Here is a 17736-nt window from a genome sequence, read left to right on the forward strand (position 1 = left end):
TTCATGTATCTTCCTCGCCGCCTCGAAAAATTCCACTCAACACAGGAGTTCTCCATGTACCTCTCTCCCCGTTTCCGTGCTTTCGCGGCGGGCGCCGCGCTGCTGGCTGCCAGTGCGCTCGCGCAGGCGCAACAGGCGCTGCCCAACGTGGTGATCCTCGCCACCGGCGGCACCATCGCCGGGGCCGGTGCCTCGGCCGTCAACAGCGCCACGTACGCGGCCGCCAAGGTCGGCGTCGAGAAGCTGATCGCCGGGCTGCCGGAGCTCTCCAAGGTAGCCAACGTGCGCGGCGAGCAGGTGTTCCAGGTCGCATCGGAAAGCCTGACCAACGACAACCTGCTGACGCTGGCCAAGCGCGTGTCGGCACTGTCGAAGCAGTCGGACGTGGACGGCATCGTCATCACCCACGGCACCGACACGCTGGAAGAAACCGCCTACTTCCTCACGCTGACCGTGCACACGAACAAGCCGATCATCGTGGTCGGCTCGATGCGCCCGGGCACCGCGCTGTCGGCCGACGGCGCGCTCAACCTGTACAACGCCGTGAACGTGGCGGGCAGCAAGGACGCGATGGGCAAGGGCGTGCTGGTGACGATGAACGACAACATCGACACCGGCCGCGACGTGAGCAAGAACGTCAACATCAAGACCAACGCCTTCTCCAGCCAGTGGGGCCCGCTGGGCATGATCGTGGAGGGCCGCAACTACTGGTTCCGCGCACCGGTCAAGCGCCACACCATGAACTCCGAGTTCGACATCGACAGCATCACCGCGCTGCCGCCGGTCGAGATCGCGATGGGCTACGAGGGCGTGTCGTCGGTGGCCATCGACGCGATCGCCAAGAGCGGCGCCAAGGCGCTGATCCACGGCGGCACCGGCAACGGCTCGGTGGCCGACCGCATCGTGCCCAACCTGCAGAAGGCCCGCGCCGACGGCGTGATCGTGATCCGCAGCGCACGCGTGCCCGACGGCTTCGTGATCCGCAACGCCGAGCAGCCCGACGACAAGTACGACTGGGTGGTGGCGCATGACCTGCGTCCGCAGAAGGCGCGCATCCTGGCGATGGTCGCCCTGACCAAGACCAGCAACACCAAGGAACTGCAGCGCATCTTCTGGGAGTACTGATCTCCCTTGGGGTGCATTTGGTGCCCTTGCTGAGCCAGGCCGCAGCGGTGAAAGCCGCTGCGGCTTTTTCTTTTTTCTTCCCTATCGGAGGCTTGTTCCGCGATGGTGCCGCGCGTACTCGATGCTCGCGATGCAGATCGCCAGCCATGCCGCGCCCGAGCACAGCCCCGCGAGCACGTCGCTCGGAAAGTGCGCCCGCACGAAGATGCGGCTGCAGGCCACGGTGACGATCACGGCGGCGGCCGCCATCACCGAGGGCACCCGCCAGCGCGGCGGCAGCATGCGCACCCCCAGGTAGCCCAGCATGCCGTAGAGCACCATCGAGCCCGAACTGTGGCCGCTCGGAAAGGAATAGCCCGAGACCTGCGCGAAGCCGAAGTCGTGCACCGGCCGCGCGCGCTCGAAGATGTGCTTGAGCACGTGGTTCAGCACCGCATTGCCGACCGTGGCCGCGACCCAGCCGGCCGCGAAGCCGCGATGCCCGCGCAGCCACAGCGCCACTGCCACGCCCGTGCACAGCAGCACCACCGTGATCGGGTCGGCCAGGTGGGTGATCCACGAGAACACCTCGCGGACCCCTGGCGGCGTGTGGGCGCCCACGGCGTGGCTGATCGTCTCGTCCAGCAGGCCCATCGGCCGGCCCTGGCCCAGGCCTTCCGCCACTTCGGCGAACCCCCAGGCCAGCGCGATCACCGATGCCGCGCCGATGGCCAGTCCGCCGAACAGCAGCCCGGCGCCCGGTTCGGGCTGCGCCGAGTGCCGGCGCCGCAGGTGCTCGAAGCCCCAGGCCGCGACGCCGGCGACCACGGTCAGCACGAGGAGAAGAACCAGGAATCCGGGCCAGGCCTGGGCGCCGATGCGCTCTCCCAGGGCGATCAATGCGGCATGGTCAACGGGCATGAGCGGAGCGTTCGGGCGGCAAGGGCAGTCGAGTCACGGTGTACCGGGGAGAGGGAGGCCGGGGGAAGCTGGGGATCGGGGGAAAGGGCGACAGCATAGCGGCCCGTTCCTGACCGCCCGCTGCCTCGTAAAATAGCCGGTTCGTTGCGCCGCGGGTTCTTCTCCCGCCGGGCGGCCGCCTTCACGCAGATCCATGCTGACCTTCCAACAAATCATTCTCAAACTGCAGTCGTACTGGGCCGACCAAGGCTGTGCGCTGCTGCAACCGTACGACATGGAAGTGGGCGCGGGCACCTCGCACACCGCCACCTTCCTGCGCGCCCTCGGCCCCGAACCCTGGAAGGCCGCCTACGTGCAGCCCAGCCGCCGCCCCAAGGACGGCCGCTATGGCGAGAACCCGAACCGCGGCCAGCACTACTACCAGTACCAGGTGGTGCTGAAGCCGGCGCCCTCGAACATCCTCGAGCTCTATCTCGGCAGCCTCGAGGCCCTGGGCTTCGACCTGAAGAAGAACGACATCCGCTTCGTGGAAGACGACTGGGAGAACCCCACGCTCGGCGCCTGGGGCCTGGGCTGGGAAGTCTGGCTCAACGGCATGGAAGTGACGCAGTTCACCTACTTCCAGCAGGTCGGCGGCCTCGACTGCAAGCCGATCACCGGCGAGATCACCTACGGCCTCGAGCGGCTCGCCATGTACCTGCAGGGCGTCGAGAACATGTACGACCTGGTGTGGACCGAAGGCCACGGCGGCAACAAGCTCACCTACGGCGACGTGTTCAAGCAGAACGAGGTCGAGCAGTCGGCCTACAACTTCGAGCACAGCGACGCCGAGTTCCTGTTCACCGCCTTCAATGCGCACGAGAAGCAGGCGAAGCACCTCATGGACGCCCAGCTCGCGCTGCCGGCCTACGAGCAGGTGCTGAAGGCCGCGCACAGCTTCAACCTGCTGGACGCGCGCGGCGCGATCAGCGTGACCGAGCGTGCTGCCTACATCGGCCGCATCCGCAACCTTGCGCGCAGCGTGGCGCAGAGCTACTACGACAGCCGCGAGCGCTTGGGCTTCCCGATGGCGCCGCGCGAGTGGGTCGCGCAGATTCCACCGAAGAAAGCTGCCTGAAGCACCTCTCGTCCCATGCCCACCGTCTTCACCCACGTCGCCGTCCCGGTCTGCGCAGCCATTGCGCTGGGCACGCGGCGCGTGCCGGTCGCGGCGCTGCTGGCGGGCATGCTCGCTTCCATCGTGCCCGACTTCGACGGCCTGGCCTTCAAGCTCGGCATCGCCTACGGCGGCATGTCGGGGCACCGCGGCTTCACGCACACGCTGGTGTTCGCGCTGCTGCTGGGCCTTGCCGGCTGGTGGCTCGCGCAGTACTGGGGCATGCGCCGGGCGGCCGGCTGGGCGTGGATCTCGCTGTGCACCGTGTCGCATCCGCTGCTGGACATGCTGACCAACGGCGGCATCGGCATCGCCTTCTTCTGGCCCTTCAGCGACGTGCGCTATTTCAGCCCGTGGCGACCCATCGAGGTGTCGCCGATCGCGCTGAAGAAGTTCTTCTCGCCGCGCGGCGCGCAGGTGCTGTTCAACGAGATGCTCACCGTGTGGGCTCCGTTGCTGCTGGCTTCGTTGGCCGTGCTCGTCGCGCGCCGCAATGTGGAGCGGCGCGATGGCGCCGTCGCCGCATGAACCCGGTTCTCGTCCTTTCTTTCCCTTCCACGGCGCAGCTTCGCTGCGTGCCCGTGGCCGGTGCCGCTCGCGGCCCATTTCCTCCTACTCTCTGAGCCATGTCGTCTGCCAGCCTTCTTGTCGAACTGTTTGTCGAGGAATTGCCGCCCAAGGCGCTGAAGAAGCTCGGTGACGCCTTTGCCGGCGTACTGCGCGACCAGCTCGTGGCGCAGGGGCTCGTGGAGCCCGGCGCCGTGCTGACCTCGTACGCCTCGCCGCGCCGCCTCGCCGCGCACATCACGCATGTGGCCGAGCGCGCCGCCGACAAGGCCGTGTCGCAGAAGCTCATGCCCGTGGCCGTCGGCCTCGACGCCTCGGGCCAGCCGACTCCCGCGCTGCTCAAGCGCCTGGGCGCGCTGGGCGCCGACGCCTCGGCCGTGCCCGGCCTCAAGCGCGCCATGGATGGCAAGGCCGAAGCCCTGTTCTACGAAAGCACCGCGAAGGGCGCGACGCTGGCCGAGGGCCTGCAGAAGGCGCTGGCCGAAGCCATCGCCAAGCTGCCGATCCCGAAGGTCATGAGCTACCAGCTCGAAAGCGGCTGCGAGCTGCCGGGCTGGAGCAGCGTGAGCTTCGTGCGCCCCGCGCACGGCCTCGTGGCGCTGTACGGTGACGCCGTGGTGCCCGTCGAGGCGCTGGGCCTGAAGGCGGGCCGCGAGACGCACGGCCACCGCTTCGAGGCGGCGGTCGATCCGGTCGTGCTGCGCGATGCCAACAGCTATGCGCTGCAGCTGCAGGAAGAAGGCGCCGTCATCGCAAGCTTCGAGGCGCGCCGCGCCGAAATCGCGCGCCAGCTGGCCGCCGCGGCAGTGAAGGTCGGCGGTGGCTCGGTGCCCATCCAGGACGACGCGCTGCTCGACGAAGTGACCGCACTGGTCGAGCGTCCGAACGTGCTGGTCTGCAGCTTCGAGCGCGAGTTCCTCGAAGTGCCGCAGGAATGCCTGATCCTCACGATGAAGGCCAACCAGAAGTACTTTCCGCTGCTCGACACCGCGGGCAAGCTCACCAACAAATTCCTGGTCGTCAGCAACATCAGCCCCGACGACGCGAGCGCGGTCACCGGCGGCAACGAGCGCGTGGTGCGCCCGCGCCTGGCCGACGCCAAGTTCTTCTTCGACCAGGACCGCAAGAAGTCGCTGGCTTCGCGCGTCGAGTCGCTGGGCAAGGTGGTCTATCACAACAAGCTGGGCACGCAGGGCGAGCGCGTGGAGCGCGTGATGCGCATCGCGCGCGGCATTGCGGAGAAGCTCGGCGATGCGACGCTCGCCGCGCACGCCACGCAGGCCGCACAGCTCGCCAAGGCTGACCTCGTGACCGACATGGTCGGCGAGTTCCCCGAGCTGCAGGGCATCATGGGCCGCTACTACGCGCAGCACGACGGCCTCGACGCAGCGGTGGCCGACGCCATCGAAGACCACTACAAGCCGCGCTTCGCCGGCGACGAGCTGCCTCGCAACAGCGTGGGCCTCGCGGTAGCGCTGGCCGACAAGCTCGAGACGCTGGTCGGCATGTTCGGCATCGGCAACCTGCCCACCGGCGACCGCGACCCGTTCGCGCTGCGTCGCCATGCGCTGGGCGTGATCCGCATGCTGGTCGAGAAAGACCTGCCGCTGGACCTGACCGCGCTGGTGAGTTCCGCGCGCACCGTGCTGGACGACGCCATCGGCAAGACCGGGGAGTTCCCGCTGCACAAGGCCGCGGAAGACGTGCGTCTCGTCGTCGATTTCATCTACGACCGCCTCGCCGGCAGTCTGCGCGAGCAGGGCGCCAGCGCGCAGGAAGTCGATGCCGTGCTGGCCAATCGCCCGCAGCGCCTGGGCGAGGTGCCCAAGCTGCTGGCTGCCGTGCGCGCCTTCGCGGCCCTGCCGGCCGCAGCCGCTCTGGCCGCCGCGAACAAGCGCATCGGCAACATCCTCAAGAAGGCCCCCGAGGCCGACGCGCACGTCAGCGAGATGCTGCTGCAGGAGCCCGCCGAGAAGGCGCTGCACGCCGCCATGGCGCAGGTCGTGCCCGCCGCCAACGCGCAGTTCGACGCCGGCGACTACACCGCCTCGCTGCAGACGCTGGCCGCGCTGCGCGAGCCGGTCGACGCCTTCTTCGACGGCGTGATGGTCAACGCCGAGCAGGCCGACCTGCGGTTGAACCGCCTGGGCCTGCTGATGTCGCTGCACGCCGCGATGAACCGCGTGGCGCAGCTCGAACGGCTGGCCGTCTGATCCCGACCACGACGCCTCCATCACCAGGAGCGGTACCGCCATGAAACTCGTCATCCTCGACCGCAACGGCACGATCAACGTGCACCGCGAAGACTTCGTGAAGAGCGACATCGAGTGGACGCCGCTGCCCGGTGCGCTGGAGGCCGTGGCGCGGCTCAACCATGCGGGCTGGCACGTGGTGATCGCCTCGAACCAGTCGGGCCTGGGCCGCGGCCTGTTCGACATGGCCTCGCTCAATGCCATGCACGCCAAGATGCACAAGATGCTCTCGGCCGTGGGCGGCAAGGTCGACGCGGTGTTCTATTGCCCGCACAGCCCCGACGAGGGCTGCGACTGCCGCAAGCCCAAGCCGGGCCTGTTCCTGCAGATCGGCGACCGCTACGGCATCGACCTCAAGGGCGTCCCGACCTGCGGCGACAGCCTGCGCGACCTGCAGGCGGGCGCGGCCGCCGGCTGCGAGCCGCACCTGCTGCTCACGGGCATGGGCGCGGCCTGCCGCGGCGTCGATCCGCTTCCTTCCGAATACCCGGCGAACACGTTGGTCCACGACGATCTCGCCGCCTTTGTCGACTTTCTGCTCGCGCGCGAAGCGCGGGATGCACTGCAGGTAGCTGTCTGATGGCGTTGTTCCGTTCCATTCTCCACGCACTGTGGATGCTCGTCACCGTGGTGCCCTGGGGCATCATCATGTGCGTCAGCTCGCTCTGGAAGCGTGGCATTCCGCTCTACTGGATGGCCGAACGCTGGCTCAGCTGGGCCATTGGCGGCGCGCGCGTGCTGCTGGGCATCAAGACCCGCGTGAGCGGCATGGAGAACCTGCCGACCGACAAGCTCGCCGGCGCGATCCTGCTGGTGAAGCACCAGTCCACGCTCGAGACCTTCCTCATGCCCACGCTGATGCCGCATCCGCTGGCCTACGTGTTCAAGAAGGAACTGATCTACATCCCCTTCTTCGGCTGGGCGATGGCGCGGCTGGACATGATCCACATCGACCGCAGCCAGCGCGCGCAGGCCTTCAACAAGGTCGTGAACCAGGGCCGCAAGCTGCTCGCGCAGGGCATCTGGATCATCATGTTCCCCGAGGGCACGCGCATTCCACGCGGGCAGAAGGGCACCTACAAGAGCGGCGGAACGCGGCTGGCCTGCGAGACCGGCGTGCCGGTGATCCCCATTGCGGTGACATCGGCCAAGGTGTGGCCGCGCAAGGCCTTCATCAAGCGTCCGGGCGTGGTCGACGTGTCCATCGGCCCGGCCATTCCGAGCGTGGGCCGCAAGCCCGACGAGCTGATGCGCGAGGTCGAGGAGTGGATCGAGGCCGAGATGCGCCGCCTCGACCCCGAGGCCTACGCCGACGGCTCCCGGCAGGCCGCGCAGCAGGAAGCGGTGAGCTGAAGAGGAAGAGAAAGCCCGCCATGGGATTGCTCCGGTTCACGATGGATCTGTTCGAGGGGCTGGGCAGCGAATTCGCGCCGCCGGCCCCCGCGCCGGCACGGCCTCGGCGCTCGAAGAAGAAGCCCGTGCCGCCGGTGGCGCCGCCACCAGCCGTCGTCGCTCCCGCGGCAGGGCTGCCCGATCCGGATGCACCGCCCGCGGTGCCGCTGGCCGACACGCTGACGCTCGCGAACTTCGCGCATCCCCAGGCCACGCGCGAAGTGGTGCTGGGCTCCGCGCGCGTGGCTTATGAATTCAAGCGCGGCAAGCGCAAGACGATCGGCTTTCTCGTCGGGGCCGATGGGCTCTCGGTGCGCGCGCCGCGCTGGGTGGCGCTGCGCGACGTCGACGCGGCCATTCACGAGAAGTCGGATTGGATCCTGCGCAAGCTGACCGAAACGCAGCAACGGCATGCGCGCGTCGAAGCCACGCGCATCGAGTGGAAGGACGGCGCCGGGTTTCCGTTCCTGGGCGAGCAGATCGTGATGCGGCTCGATCCGAAGCACGGCTTTGCCAGTGTCGGAGGCACGCTCGATCCCGCGCAAGGCGATGCACCGCGGGTGCTGAGACTGGCCGTGTCGCAGAACGCCGAGCCTTCGCAGATTCGCGATGCGGCACAGGCCTGGCTGATGCGGCAGGCGCGCAAGCTGTTCATCGAGCGGCTGGATCACTTCGCGCCGCTGCTTGGCGTACGGTGGGAGAAGCTGTCTTTGTCGAATGCGGCCACGCGGTGGGGGAGCGCCAGTGCGGATGGATCGATCCGGCTCAACTGGCGCTTGATTCACTTCCGGCTGCCGGTGATCGACTATGTCGTTGCGCACGAGCTCGCGCACCTCAGGGTGATGGATCACTCGCACCGGTTCTGGGAGACCGTCGAGAGTGTCGTGCCTGATTACGACGTGCTTCGGCAGCAGCTGAAGGATGAGACGGTTCCTCGCTGGAACTGATGTCGTTCTGGGGGCTCGCCGCATGGTCAGTGCGAGCCCCGCCCAGGAAGCAAACCGGGCCCGAAGCCGATTGCTACCATCAAGGCAACCCAATCCAGGCTCAATCCCATGACCCCCTTCCCCTTCTCCGCAGTCCTCTTCGACTGCGACGGCGTCCTGGTCGACTCCGAACCCATCACCAACCGGGTCCTCGCCGAAATGCTCGGCGAACTGGGCTGGCACATCACGACGGAAGAATCGATGAACACCTTCACCGGCAAGGCCGTGAAGGACGAAGCCGCGCTGATCGAATCGAAGACCGGCTTCAAAATCACCGACGACTGGCTCAAGACATTCCGCGCCCGCCGCAACGAGGCTCTGGAGCGCGACCTCACCGCCATCCCCCATGCCCCGGCCGCCATCCGCGAGGTCCACTCCAGGCTCAAGGGCCGCATCGCCTGCGCATCGGGTGCCGATCGCCACAAGGTCGAACTGCAGCTTGCGAAGGTCGGCGTGCTCGACTATTTCCAGGGTCGCATCTTCAGCGGCCATGAGATGCCGCGTTCCAAGCCGCATCCCGACGTGTACCTCGCCGCCGCCGAAGCGCTGGGCGTGGACCCCAGGCGCTGCGCCATCGTGGAGGACACGGTCACCGGCGCGATGGCCGGAGTGGCCGCGGGCGCGACGGTGTTCGGCTACAGCACGGGCGAGTCGGGCCACAGTGGACCGGGGGCGCTGCTGGGCGTGGGCGCGGTGAAGGTGTTCAGCGACATGGCCGAACTGCCGGCGCTGCTTTCGGGCTACGGGCTGCAGGCGGCCTGAGTTTCTGTTGGAATGCGGTTCGGGACGAAATCACCGAGCCGCAGGAACTTCATTCCATGACATCCGAATACAAAACCGAGCAACCCGAGCGCAGCGAGATCGATGCGCTCGCCGGCCCCGCCGTGGTCGAGTTCGGCACCAACTGGTGCGGCATCTGCAAGGCCGCGCAGCCGAACATCACCGAGGCTTTTGCGAAGTACCCCAACGTGCGCCGCATCAAGGTGGAAGACGGCAGCGGCCGGCCGCTGGGCCGCTCGTTCAACGTGCGGCTGTGGCCCACGCTGGTGTTCATGCGCGACGGCAAGCAGGTCGCGAAGCTGGTGCGACCTGAGGACAGCCAGTCGATCGCCGACGCGCTCGCGCAGATCGACGCACCAGCCTGAGCAAGCGAGGCTCGGGGGCGCACCTGTTTCGAGGCTGGATATCCACCGAGGGACGTCTGACATGAACACGGAACTCCAGCAGCTCGCAAGGGCGGCCGATATCGATGCGGAGACCCACGCCTCGTTACGGCTGCGGTTCGGTTTCATGTGCGCGCAGCGCGTGAGGCACCTGCTGGAGTCGCCCGAAGCCGTGAGCGGCCTCGACACGCTCGAGGCTTTTGTCGATGGCCAGGCCGATGCTGCCGCGTTGGCATCGGCGCAGCAGCGCATGGCCGAGGTGGCGGCCAGCCACCCGGGCTCGCGCTCCATCGACGGGACGGCCCACGCAGCGGTGTCCGCGACCTATGCCGTCTACCAGGCGGTGGCCGGCCGCGCGCTGCAGGCGGCGGAGTACGCAGCCTACGCCACGGTCTATGCCTATGGCGCCTACGCGATCACCGATCCCGATGCCTTCGCGGAAGAGTTCGCGTGGCAGGTCTCCGCATTCAAGGGTCTGCTGCAGGATCGCGAAAAGACCGCCTGATCCTGTTCACTTGCCCTGCTGCCGGAAGTCGCGCGGCGCCTGCCCCGTCCATTGCAGGAACGCGCGCGAAAAGCTCTTCTCGTTGCGGAAGCCCACCGCCAGCGCCACCTGCTTGATCGGCCGCGTGGTGCGGCGCAGCTGGTCGACGGCCATCTCGTGGCGCACTTCGTTCTTCAGCATCTGCAGCGAAGTGCCTTCCTCGTGCAGCTGCCGGTGCAGCGTGCGGCCCGACACGTTGAGCAGCGCGGCCAGCGCCTCGGCGGTGGTGGCCTCGCTGGCGCGCGAGCGCAGCAGCTCGCGCACGCGCTGGCCCAGCAGGCGGTCGCGCCGGTACTGCAGGATAGTGAGCGGCAGTGCGCGCTTGAGCATGGTGCGCAGCGCGCGTTCGTCGCGCTGCAGGGGCAGGGCGAGGTAGCGCTCGTCGAAGGCGATGCCGGCCTGCGGCGCGCCGAAGCGCACGTCGGGCGTGAACATCAGCGGGTAGGCGTCGCTGTGCGGCGGCGCGGCGAACGGAAAGCTCGCGTGGCGCAGCGAGATGCGCGAGTCGATGGCCCAGCACATGTAGCCGTGCACGAAGCGCAGCGTGGTCACCAGGCAGAACTCGCGAAAGGCGTCGTCGAGCGGGCGGCTCTCGGCGATGCGCAGCGTGGCCACGCCGCCGGCCACTTCGAGCGACAGGCCGATGTCCTCGGTCAGCAGCCGGTGGTGGCGGCACCAGCGCTTGAGGGCCACGCCCAGGTCGGGCGAAGTCAGCGAGGCGCGGCACAGCATGCCGTAGCTGCCCCAGGGCAGGCGCCGCGTGAACCAGCCCAGCGTTTCGTCGTCGAGTTCCTGCATGGCGTGGCTGGACAGCGCCTCGAACTGCGCGGCCGTCACCCGTGCGCCCGCCCGGGCCAGCTCGCGCGGCGTGATCTGTGCCGCCTTCAGGGCCTCGGCGGGGTCCATGCCGTAGCGCTCATAGGCCTGCACGATGGCTCTCACGAAGGCCATCGGCGTGACGGCACGGGCGGGTCGGAGGAACGAGGGGGGCGACATGGTTCGGCGGGTCGGTCGTGGCGCGATTTGCAACCATTGTGGCGCCAATTGAGGCACGGCGAGGCGTAAGCTGCGATCTTTCGCAAGCGCCGCCCAGCGCGGGTGGCATTGCGCGCAGACCCTTCTGAGGAGACAAACCCCATGCACGATCCCGGCCTGAACTTCGATCTGGGCGACACCATCGACTCGCTGCGCAACGCGATCCAGGACTTCGCCGCGAATGAAATCGCGCCCCGCGCCGCAGACATCGACCGCGACAACCTCTTCCCGCACGACCTGTGGAAGAAGCTCGGCGACCTCGGCCTGCACGGCATGACGGTGAAGGAGGAATACGGCGGCACCGAGCTGGGCTACCTGGCCCACATCGTGGCGATGGAAGAGGTGTCGCGTGCATCGGCCTCGGTGGGCCTGTCGTACGGCGCGCACTCCAACCTGTGCGTGAACCAGATCCACCGCAACGGCAGCGATGCGCAGAAGAAGAAGTACCTGCCCAAGCTGGTGAGCGGCGAGCATGTGGGCGCGCTGGCCATGAGCGAGCCCAACGCCGGCTCCGACGTGGTGAGCATGAAGCTCAAGGCCGAGAAGAAGGACGGCTACTACGTGCTCAACGGCGGCAAGATGTGGATCACCAACGGCGGCGACGCCGACACGCTGGTCATCTACGCCAAGACCGAGCCCGAGATGGGCGCGCGCGGCATGACCGCCTTCATCGTCGAGAAGAACTTCAAGGGCTTCTCGGCCGGCGCCAAGCTCGACAAGCTCGGCATGCGCGGCTCCAACACCTTCCCGCTGTTCTTCGACAACTGCGAAGTGCCCGAAGAGAACGTGCTCGGCGGCGAAGGCCAGGGCGCCAAGGTGCTGATGAGCGGCCTCGACTACGAGCGTGCCGTGCTCTCGGGCGGCCCGCTGGGCATCATGGCCGCGTGCATGGACGCGGTGCTGCCTTTCATTCACGAGCGCAAGCAGTTCGGCCAGAGCATCGGCGAGTTCCAGCTCATGCAGGGCAAGCTGGCCGACATGTACTCCACCTGGCAGGCCACGCGCGCCTACGTGTACGCCGTGGGCAAGGCCTGCGACCGCAACGACCATGCGCGCACCTTCCGCAAGGATGCGGCCGGCGCCATCCTGTACTCGGCCGAGAAGGCGACGTGGATGGCCGGCGAGGCGATCCAGGCGCTGGGCGGCGTGGGCTACACCAAGGAATTCCCGGTCGAGCGACTCTGGCGCGACGCGAAGCTGTACGAGATCGGCGCGGGCACGAGCGAAATCCGCCGCATGCTCATCGGCCGCGAGCTTTTCGCAGAGACGGCATAGGATGTTTTCTCCCTGGCCCGGCACGAATCGGGCAGGGAAGAAAAGCGAAAAGAGCGAACGGAGACAAGGAAGGAAATGAGCATGACTGCTTCGTTGACCGAGAGCTACGGCAAGGGCGCCACCGACGTCCCCCTGATCGAACAACCCATCGGCGATTTCTTCGACGACATGGTCGCGAAGCAGCCGGAGCGCGAGGCGCTCGTCAGCCGCCATGAAGGCAAGCGCTACACCTACCGCGAGCTGCAGGCCGAATCGAACCGCCTCGCCAGCGCGCTGCTGAAGCTGGGCCTCGCGCCCGGCGACCGCGTCGGCATCTGGTCGCACAACAACGTGCCGTGGGTGCTGATGCAGATCGCCACCGCCAAGGTCGGCCTGATCCTCGTCAACATCAACCCGGCCTACCGCACCTCCGAGCTCGAGTACGCGCTCAACAAGGTCGGCTGCAAGGCGCTGGTGACGATGGCGCAGTTCAAGACCAGCGACTACCTCGGCATGCTGCGCGAGCTGGGGCCGAAGCGCCTGCCGCAGCTGGCCCACACCTTCTGGATCGATGCGAAGCCGGGCGAGGGCGCGGAGCAGCCCGGCATGCAGCGCTTCTCGCAACTGCTCGCGAGCGGCGATGCCGCCGACCCGCGCGTCGCGCAGGTGCAGAAGACGTTGAAGGCCACCGACCCGATCAACATCCAGTTCACCAGCGGCACCACCGGCTTTCCCAAGGGCGCGACGCTCACGCACCGCAACATCCTGAACAACGGCTTCTTCATCGGCGAGTGCACGAAGCTCTCGCCGGTCGACAGGCTGTGCATTCCGGTGCCGCTGTACCACTGCTTCGGCATGGTGCTGGGCAACCTGGCCTGCCTTACGCACGGCTCGGCCATCGTGTACCCGAACGACGGCTTCGATCCGCTCACCGTGCTGGAGACGGTGCAGGCCGAGAAGTGCACCGGGCTGCACGGCGTGCCCACCATGTTCATCGCCGAACTCGACCATCCGCGCTTCAGGGAGTTCGACCTGTCGACGCTGCGCACCGGCATCATGGCCGGCTCTCCGTGCCCCATCGAGGTGATGAAACGCGTGGTGAGCGAGATGCACCTGAGCGAGATCACCATCGCCTACGGCATGACCGAGACCAGCCCCGTGAGCTGCCAGAGCAGCACCGACACGCCGCTGGACCGCCGCGTGTCGACCGTGGGCATGGTGCAGCCGCACCTGGAGGTGAAGATCGTCGACCCCGAGACCGGCGCCGTCATGCCGCCCGGCAAGTCGGGCGAGCTGTGCACGCGCGGCTACTCGGTGATGCACGGCTACTGGGACGACGAAGCCAAGACCCGCGAGGCCATCGACGCCGAGCACTGGATGCACACCGGCGACCTTGCCACCATGGACACCGAGGGTTACGTCAACATCGTCGGGCGCATCAAGGACATGGTGATCCGCGGCGGCGAGAACATCTATCCGCGCGAGATCGAGGAGTTTCTGTACCGCCACCCGAAGGTGCAGGACGTGCAGGTCGTCGGCCTGCCCGACCGCAAGTACGGCGAGGAGCTGTGCGCCTGGATCATCGTGAAGCCGGGCCAGAGCGCCACCGAGGAAGACATCCGCGAGTTCTGCAAGGGCCAGATCGCGCACTACAAGGTGCCGAAGTACATCCGCTTCGTCTCTGAGTTCCCGATGACGGTGACCGGGAAGATCCAGAAATTCAAGATCCGCGACGCCATGACCGAGCAACTCGGCCTGAGCCAGGAAAAGACAGCATGAGCCAACTCGAGACCAAACTGAACGCCCGCTCGGCGGACTTCCAGGCCAATGCCGCAGCCATGCGCGCGCTGGTCGACGACCTTCGCACGCAGTTCGCGAAAGTGGAGCAGGGCGGCGGCGAGGCCGCGCGCGCCAAGCACACGGCACGCGGCAAGCTGCTGCCGCGCGACCGCGTGGCGGAGCTGCTCGACCCGGGCACGCCGTTCCTGGAGATCGCGCCGCTGGCTGCGCATGCGATGTACCTCGACGGCAAGGGCGTCGAATCCGCACCCGGCGCCGGCATCATCGCGGGCATCGGCCGCGTCAACGGCGTGGACTGCATGATCGTGTGCAACGACGCGACGGTGAAGGGCGGCACCTACTACCCGATGACGGTGAAGAAGCACCTGCGCGCGCAGGAGATCGCCGAGCAGAACCGCCTGCCCTGCATCTACCTCGTCGACTCGGGTGGCGCCAACCTGCCGAACCAGGACGAGGTGTTCCCCGACCGCGAGCACTTCGGCCGCATCTTCTACAACCAGGCCAACATGAGCGCGCAGGGCATCCCGCAGATCGCGGTGGTCATGGGCTCGTGCACGGCCGGCGGCGCGTACGTGCCCGCGATGAGCGACGAATCGATCATCGTGAAGAACCAGGGCACCATCTTCCTGGGCGGCCCGCCGCTGGTGAAGGCGGCTACCGGCGAAGTGGTGACGGCCGAGGACCTGGGCGGTGGCGACGTGCACACGCGCCTGTCGGGCGTGGTCGACCACCTGGCGCAGAACGACCTGCATGCGCTGGCGCTGGCGCGCTCGGCGGTGGCGAACCTCAATGCCAAGGCGGCAGAGGCCCCGGCGCGTGCCGCGGTGCGCGAGCCCGCATTCCCGCGCGAAGAGCTCTACGGCGTGATTCCCACCGACACGCGCAAGCCCTTCGACGTGCGCGAGATCATCGCGCGCGTCGTCGACGGCAGCGAGTTCCACGAGTTCAAGGCCCGCTTCGGCGCGACGCTGGTGTGCGGCTTCGCCGAGATCGAGGGCATGCCGGTGGGCATCGTCGCCAACAACGGCATCCTGTTTTCCGAATCGGCGCAGAAGGGCGCGCACTTCATCGAACTGTGCTGCCAGCGCAAGATTCCGCTGGTGTTCTTGCAGAACATCACCGGCTTCATGGTGGGCCGCAAGTACGAGAACGAAGGCATCGCACGCCACGGCGCCAAGATGGTGACGGCGGTGGCCACGGCCAACGTGCCCAAGTTCACGATCATCATCGGCGGCAGCTTCGGCGCCGGCAACTACGGCATGTGCGGCCGTGCGTACAGCCCGCGTTTCCTCTGGATGTGGCCCAACGCGCGCATCAGCGTGATGGGCGGCGAGCAGGCCGCGAGCGTGCTCGCCACCGTGAAGCGCGACGGCATCGAGCTCAAGGGCGGCAGCTGGAGCAAGGAAGAGGAAGAAGCCTTCAAGGCGCCGATCCGCCAGCAGTACGAAGACCAGGGGCACCCCTACTACGCCACCGCGCGGCTGTGGGACGACGGCATCATCGATCCGGCCGATACGCGGCGCGTGCTGGCGCTGGGGCTTGCGGCTGCGCGCAATGCGCCGATTCCCGAGCCGAAGTTCGGCATCTTCCGGATGTGAGGCGATGAGGCTCGCGCGCACCATCGGCTTGCACGCCCGGCGGATCGCGGCCCTGCTCGGGTTCGCCGCTGCCGCGCTGGCGTGCACGCAGGCCATGGGCGCGGCAGCATTGCCGGAATCGGTGGTGATGGTGCCGAAGAAGTCGGGACTGTTCACCACAGAGCTGGAGACCACGATCTATCAGCCCGATGGCGCAGGGCCGTTTCCGATCGTGGTGATCAACCACGGCAAGGCCAACGGCGATCCGCGCTTCCAGGGCCGCTACCGGCCGCTGGGTGCGGTCCGCTTCTTCCTGGCGCGAGGCTATGCCGTGGTGGTGCCGATGCGGCAGGGCTTCTCCAAGTCGACCGGCAGCTACATCGGCGGCGGCTGCAATGTGGAGAGCAACGGCCGCGAGCAGGCCGGTGACGTGGCCGCGGTACTCGACTACGTGACGGCGCAGCTCTGGGCGGACAAGACGCGCATCGTGGTCGCGGGCCAGTCGCACGGCGGATGGACCACGCTGGCCTTCGGCACGCTGAACTATCCGGGCGTGAAGGGGCTGATCGATTTCGCCGGCGGCCTCAAGCAGGAGCAGTGCGTGGGCTGGCAGCAGGGCCTGATCGGCGCGGCCGGCAGCTACGGCAAGGGGACGAGCGTTCCATCGCTCTGGTTCTACGGCGACAACGACAGCTATTTTCCGCCCTTCGCCTGGAAGGGCATGCACGAGAGCTACGTCGCGGCGGGCGGCAGGGCCCGGCTGGTGGCGTTCGGCACCTTCGGCGGCGATTCGCACTCGATGTTCGGCGCCGCCGACGGCGCGCGCATCTGGCAGCCGGAGGTCGCGAAATTCCTGCGCGAGATCGGCATGCCGGACGAGCCGCGCGCCGAATTTGCGCGCTATGCGGTCGAGCCGGCGATGCCGCCCAGCGGCTTTGCCGCCATCGACGCGGTGGACCGCGTGCCCGACCAGAGCGAGGCTTCGCTGAAGGGTTATCGGGTCTTCCTGGAAAAGCCCTCTCCCCGTGCGTTCGCGGCCAGCTCGCAAGGCGGATGGGGCTCCGCATGGGGCGGAGAAGACCCGCGCGGCCGGGCGATGGAAAGCTGCGCCCGCAAGGCACCAGCGGGCGGATGCCAGCTCTATGCAGTCGATGCCAACGTCGTCTGGAAACCGGAACAATGACCCAATACACCAAACTGCAACTGAGCCTCGAGGGCGCCATCGCCCGCATCTGGCTCGACCAGCCCGACGCACGCAACGCCTTCGACGACATCGTCATCGCCGAGCTGACGCAGGCCTTCACCGAGGCCGGCGCGGCGCCGCAGGTCAAGGCCATCGTGCTCGGCGCGAACGGCCCGGCCTTCTGCGCGGGCGCGAACCTCAACTGGATGCGCCGCATGGCCGACTACACGCGCGACGAGAACATCGCCGACGCGGGCAAGCTCGCCGCCATGCTGCGCACGATTGCCGAATGCCCAAAGCCCACCATCGCGCGCGTGCAGGGCGACGTGTATGCGGGCGGCATGGGGCTGGTCGCCGCCTGCGACATGGCCGTGAGCGTGGACACCGCCTGGTACTGCCTGAGCGAAGTGAAGATCGGCCTCGTGCCCGCGACCATCAGCCCGTACGTGCTGCGCGCGATGGGCACACGCGCCTCGCAGCGCTACTTCCTCACGGCCGAGCGCTTCACCGCCGCCGAGGCGCATCGCATCGGCTTCGTGCATGAAGTGGTCGCTGCCGACGCGCTCGATGCGAAGGTCGACGAGCTCGTGAAGGCACTGACCGGGGCGAGCCCGGCTGCGGTGCGCGCCTGCAAGCAATTGATCGCCGACGTGGCCGGCCGCGAGATCGACGACGCGCTGATCGCGAAGACGGTCGAAGGCATCGCCGACATCCGCGCGAGCGACGAAGGCCGCGAAGGCGTGCAGGCCTTCCTGCAGAAGCGCAAGCCCTCGTGGCTCGAAGCGAACAAGGCCTGACGACC

The 17736-nt window shown here is 67.8% G+C and carries 17 protein-coding genes; 15 read left to right on the forward strand and 2 right to left on the reverse strand.

Annotation, left to right across the window (positions count from 1 at the left end):
- Nucleotides 1-54 precede the first annotated feature (54 nt).
- Nucleotides 55-1125: an asparaginase gene (locus tag EJO71_RS13330; RefSeq protein WP_125949601.1), complete on the forward strand. Its 1071-nt coding sequence runs from the start codon at nt 55-57 to the stop codon at nt 1123-1125.
- Between the two features lie 81 nt (nt 1126-1206).
- Here the strand turns inward: EJO71_RS13330 and EJO71_RS13335 are convergent, their stop codons facing one another.
- Nucleotides 1207-2025: a phosphatase PAP2 family protein gene (locus tag EJO71_RS13335; protein ID WP_125949600.1), complete on the reverse strand. Its 819-nt coding sequence runs from the start codon at nt 2023-2025 to the stop codon at nt 1207-1209.
- Nucleotides 2026-2218: 193 nt separating this feature from the next.
- On the opposite strand from EJO71_RS13335, the gene glyQ reads away from it, so the two are divergent.
- The 9 genes from glyQ (at nt 2219) to EJO71_RS13380 (ending at nt 10046) form a co-directional block, all read left to right on the forward strand.
- A complete protein-coding gene (gene glyQ / locus EJO71_RS13340; RefSeq protein ID WP_125949599.1) occupies nt 2219-3142 on the forward strand; it encodes a glycine--tRNA ligase subunit alpha in 924 nt (307 codons plus the stop codon).
- A 15-nt stretch (nt 3143-3157) separates the two neighbouring features.
- Nucleotides 3158-3709, forward strand: coding sequence for a metal-dependent hydrolase (locus tag EJO71_RS13345; RefSeq protein WP_125949598.1), 552 nt, complete (start codon nt 3158-3160; stop codon nt 3707-3709).
- 98 nt (nt 3710-3807) lie between these two features.
- Nucleotides 3808-5961 carry a glycine--tRNA ligase subunit beta gene (gene glyS, locus EJO71_RS13350; protein ID WP_125949597.1) on the forward strand — a complete coding sequence of 718 codons (2154 nt, stop codon included), beginning with the start codon at nt 3808-3810 and terminating at the stop codon, nt 5959-5961.
- Nucleotides 5962-6001: 40 nt separating this feature from the next.
- Nucleotides 6002-6580 carry a D-glycero-beta-D-manno-heptose 1,7-bisphosphate 7-phosphatase gene (gene gmhB / locus EJO71_RS13355; protein ID WP_125949596.1) on the forward strand — a complete coding sequence of 193 codons (579 nt, stop codon included), beginning with the start codon at nt 6002-6004 and terminating at the stop codon, nt 6578-6580.
- Nucleotides 6580-7353 (forward strand): lysophospholipid acyltransferase family protein, encoded by a 774-nt coding sequence (locus EJO71_RS13360; protein ID WP_125949595.1) that lies wholly within the window; start codon nt 6580-6582, stop codon nt 7351-7353. The genes gmhB and EJO71_RS13360 overlap by 1 nt, the downstream gene beginning before the upstream one ends.
- 41 nt (nt 7354-7394) lie before the next feature.
- Nucleotides 7395-8339: a SprT family zinc-dependent metalloprotease gene (locus tag EJO71_RS13365; protein ID WP_125949651.1), complete on the forward strand. Its 945-nt coding sequence runs from the start codon at nt 7395-7397 to the stop codon at nt 8337-8339.
- 108 nt (nt 8340-8447) lie between these two features.
- Nucleotides 8448-9140 (forward strand): HAD family phosphatase, encoded by a 693-nt coding sequence (locus tag EJO71_RS13370; RefSeq protein WP_125949594.1) that lies wholly within the window; start codon nt 8448-8450, stop codon nt 9138-9140.
- Between the two features lie 56 nt (nt 9141-9196).
- Complete coding sequence (locus EJO71_RS13375) at nt 9197-9523, forward strand: thioredoxin family protein (RefSeq protein ID WP_125949593.1); 327 nt, start codon at nt 9197-9199, stop codon at nt 9521-9523.
- 61 nt (nt 9524-9584) lie between these two features.
- Nucleotides 9585-10046, forward strand: coding sequence for a hypothetical protein (locus tag EJO71_RS13380; protein WP_125949592.1), 462 nt, complete (start codon nt 9585-9587; stop codon nt 10044-10046).
- A 6-nt stretch (nt 10047-10052) separates the two neighbouring features.
- Here EJO71_RS13380 and EJO71_RS13385 read toward each other — a convergent pair whose 3' ends face one another.
- Nucleotides 10053-11081 carry an AraC family transcriptional regulator gene (locus EJO71_RS13385; RefSeq protein WP_125949591.1) on the reverse strand — a complete coding sequence of 343 codons (1029 nt, stop codon included), beginning with the start codon at nt 11079-11081 and terminating at the stop codon, nt 10053-10055.
- Between the two features lie 141 nt (nt 11082-11222).
- On the opposite strand from EJO71_RS13385, the gene EJO71_RS13390 reads away from it, so the two are divergent.
- The 5 genes from EJO71_RS13390 to EJO71_RS13410 all read left to right on the forward strand — a co-directional run bounded on the left by EJO71_RS13390 (nt 11223) and on the right by EJO71_RS13410 (nt 17731).
- Nucleotides 11223-12395, forward strand: a complete 1173-nt coding sequence (locus EJO71_RS13390; RefSeq protein WP_125949590.1) for an isovaleryl-CoA dehydrogenase — start codon at nt 11223-11225, stop codon at nt 12393-12395.
- A gap of 75 nt (nt 12396-12470) precedes the next feature.
- Nucleotides 12471-14153 carry an AMP-binding protein gene (locus EJO71_RS13395; RefSeq protein ID WP_125949589.1) on the forward strand — a complete coding sequence of 561 codons (1683 nt, stop codon included), beginning with the start codon at nt 12471-12473 and terminating at the stop codon, nt 14151-14153.
- Nucleotides 14150-15772: a carboxyl transferase domain-containing protein gene (locus EJO71_RS13400; protein ID WP_125949588.1), complete on the forward strand. Its 1623-nt coding sequence runs from the start codon at nt 14150-14152 to the stop codon at nt 15770-15772. The genes EJO71_RS13395 and EJO71_RS13400 overlap by 4 nt, the downstream gene beginning before the upstream one ends.
- A 4-nt stretch (nt 15773-15776) precedes the next feature.
- Nucleotides 15777-16934 (forward strand): CocE/NonD family hydrolase, encoded by a 1158-nt coding sequence (locus EJO71_RS13405; RefSeq protein WP_240651405.1) that lies wholly within the window; start codon nt 15777-15779, stop codon nt 16932-16934.
- Complete coding sequence (locus EJO71_RS13410; protein WP_125949587.1) at nt 16931-17731, forward strand: enoyl-CoA hydratase/isomerase family protein; 801 nt, start codon at nt 16931-16933, stop codon at nt 17729-17731. Before EJO71_RS13405 ends, EJO71_RS13410 begins: the two co-directional genes overlap by 4 nt.
- The last annotated feature ends 5 nt before the right edge of the window (nt 17732-17736 follow it).

Origin of the sequence: Variovorax sp. 679 (assembly GCF_003952185.1) — a bacterium.
In the GTDB taxonomy this organism is placed as follows: domain Bacteria; phylum Pseudomonadota; class Gammaproteobacteria; order Burkholderiales; family Burkholderiaceae_C; genus Variovorax.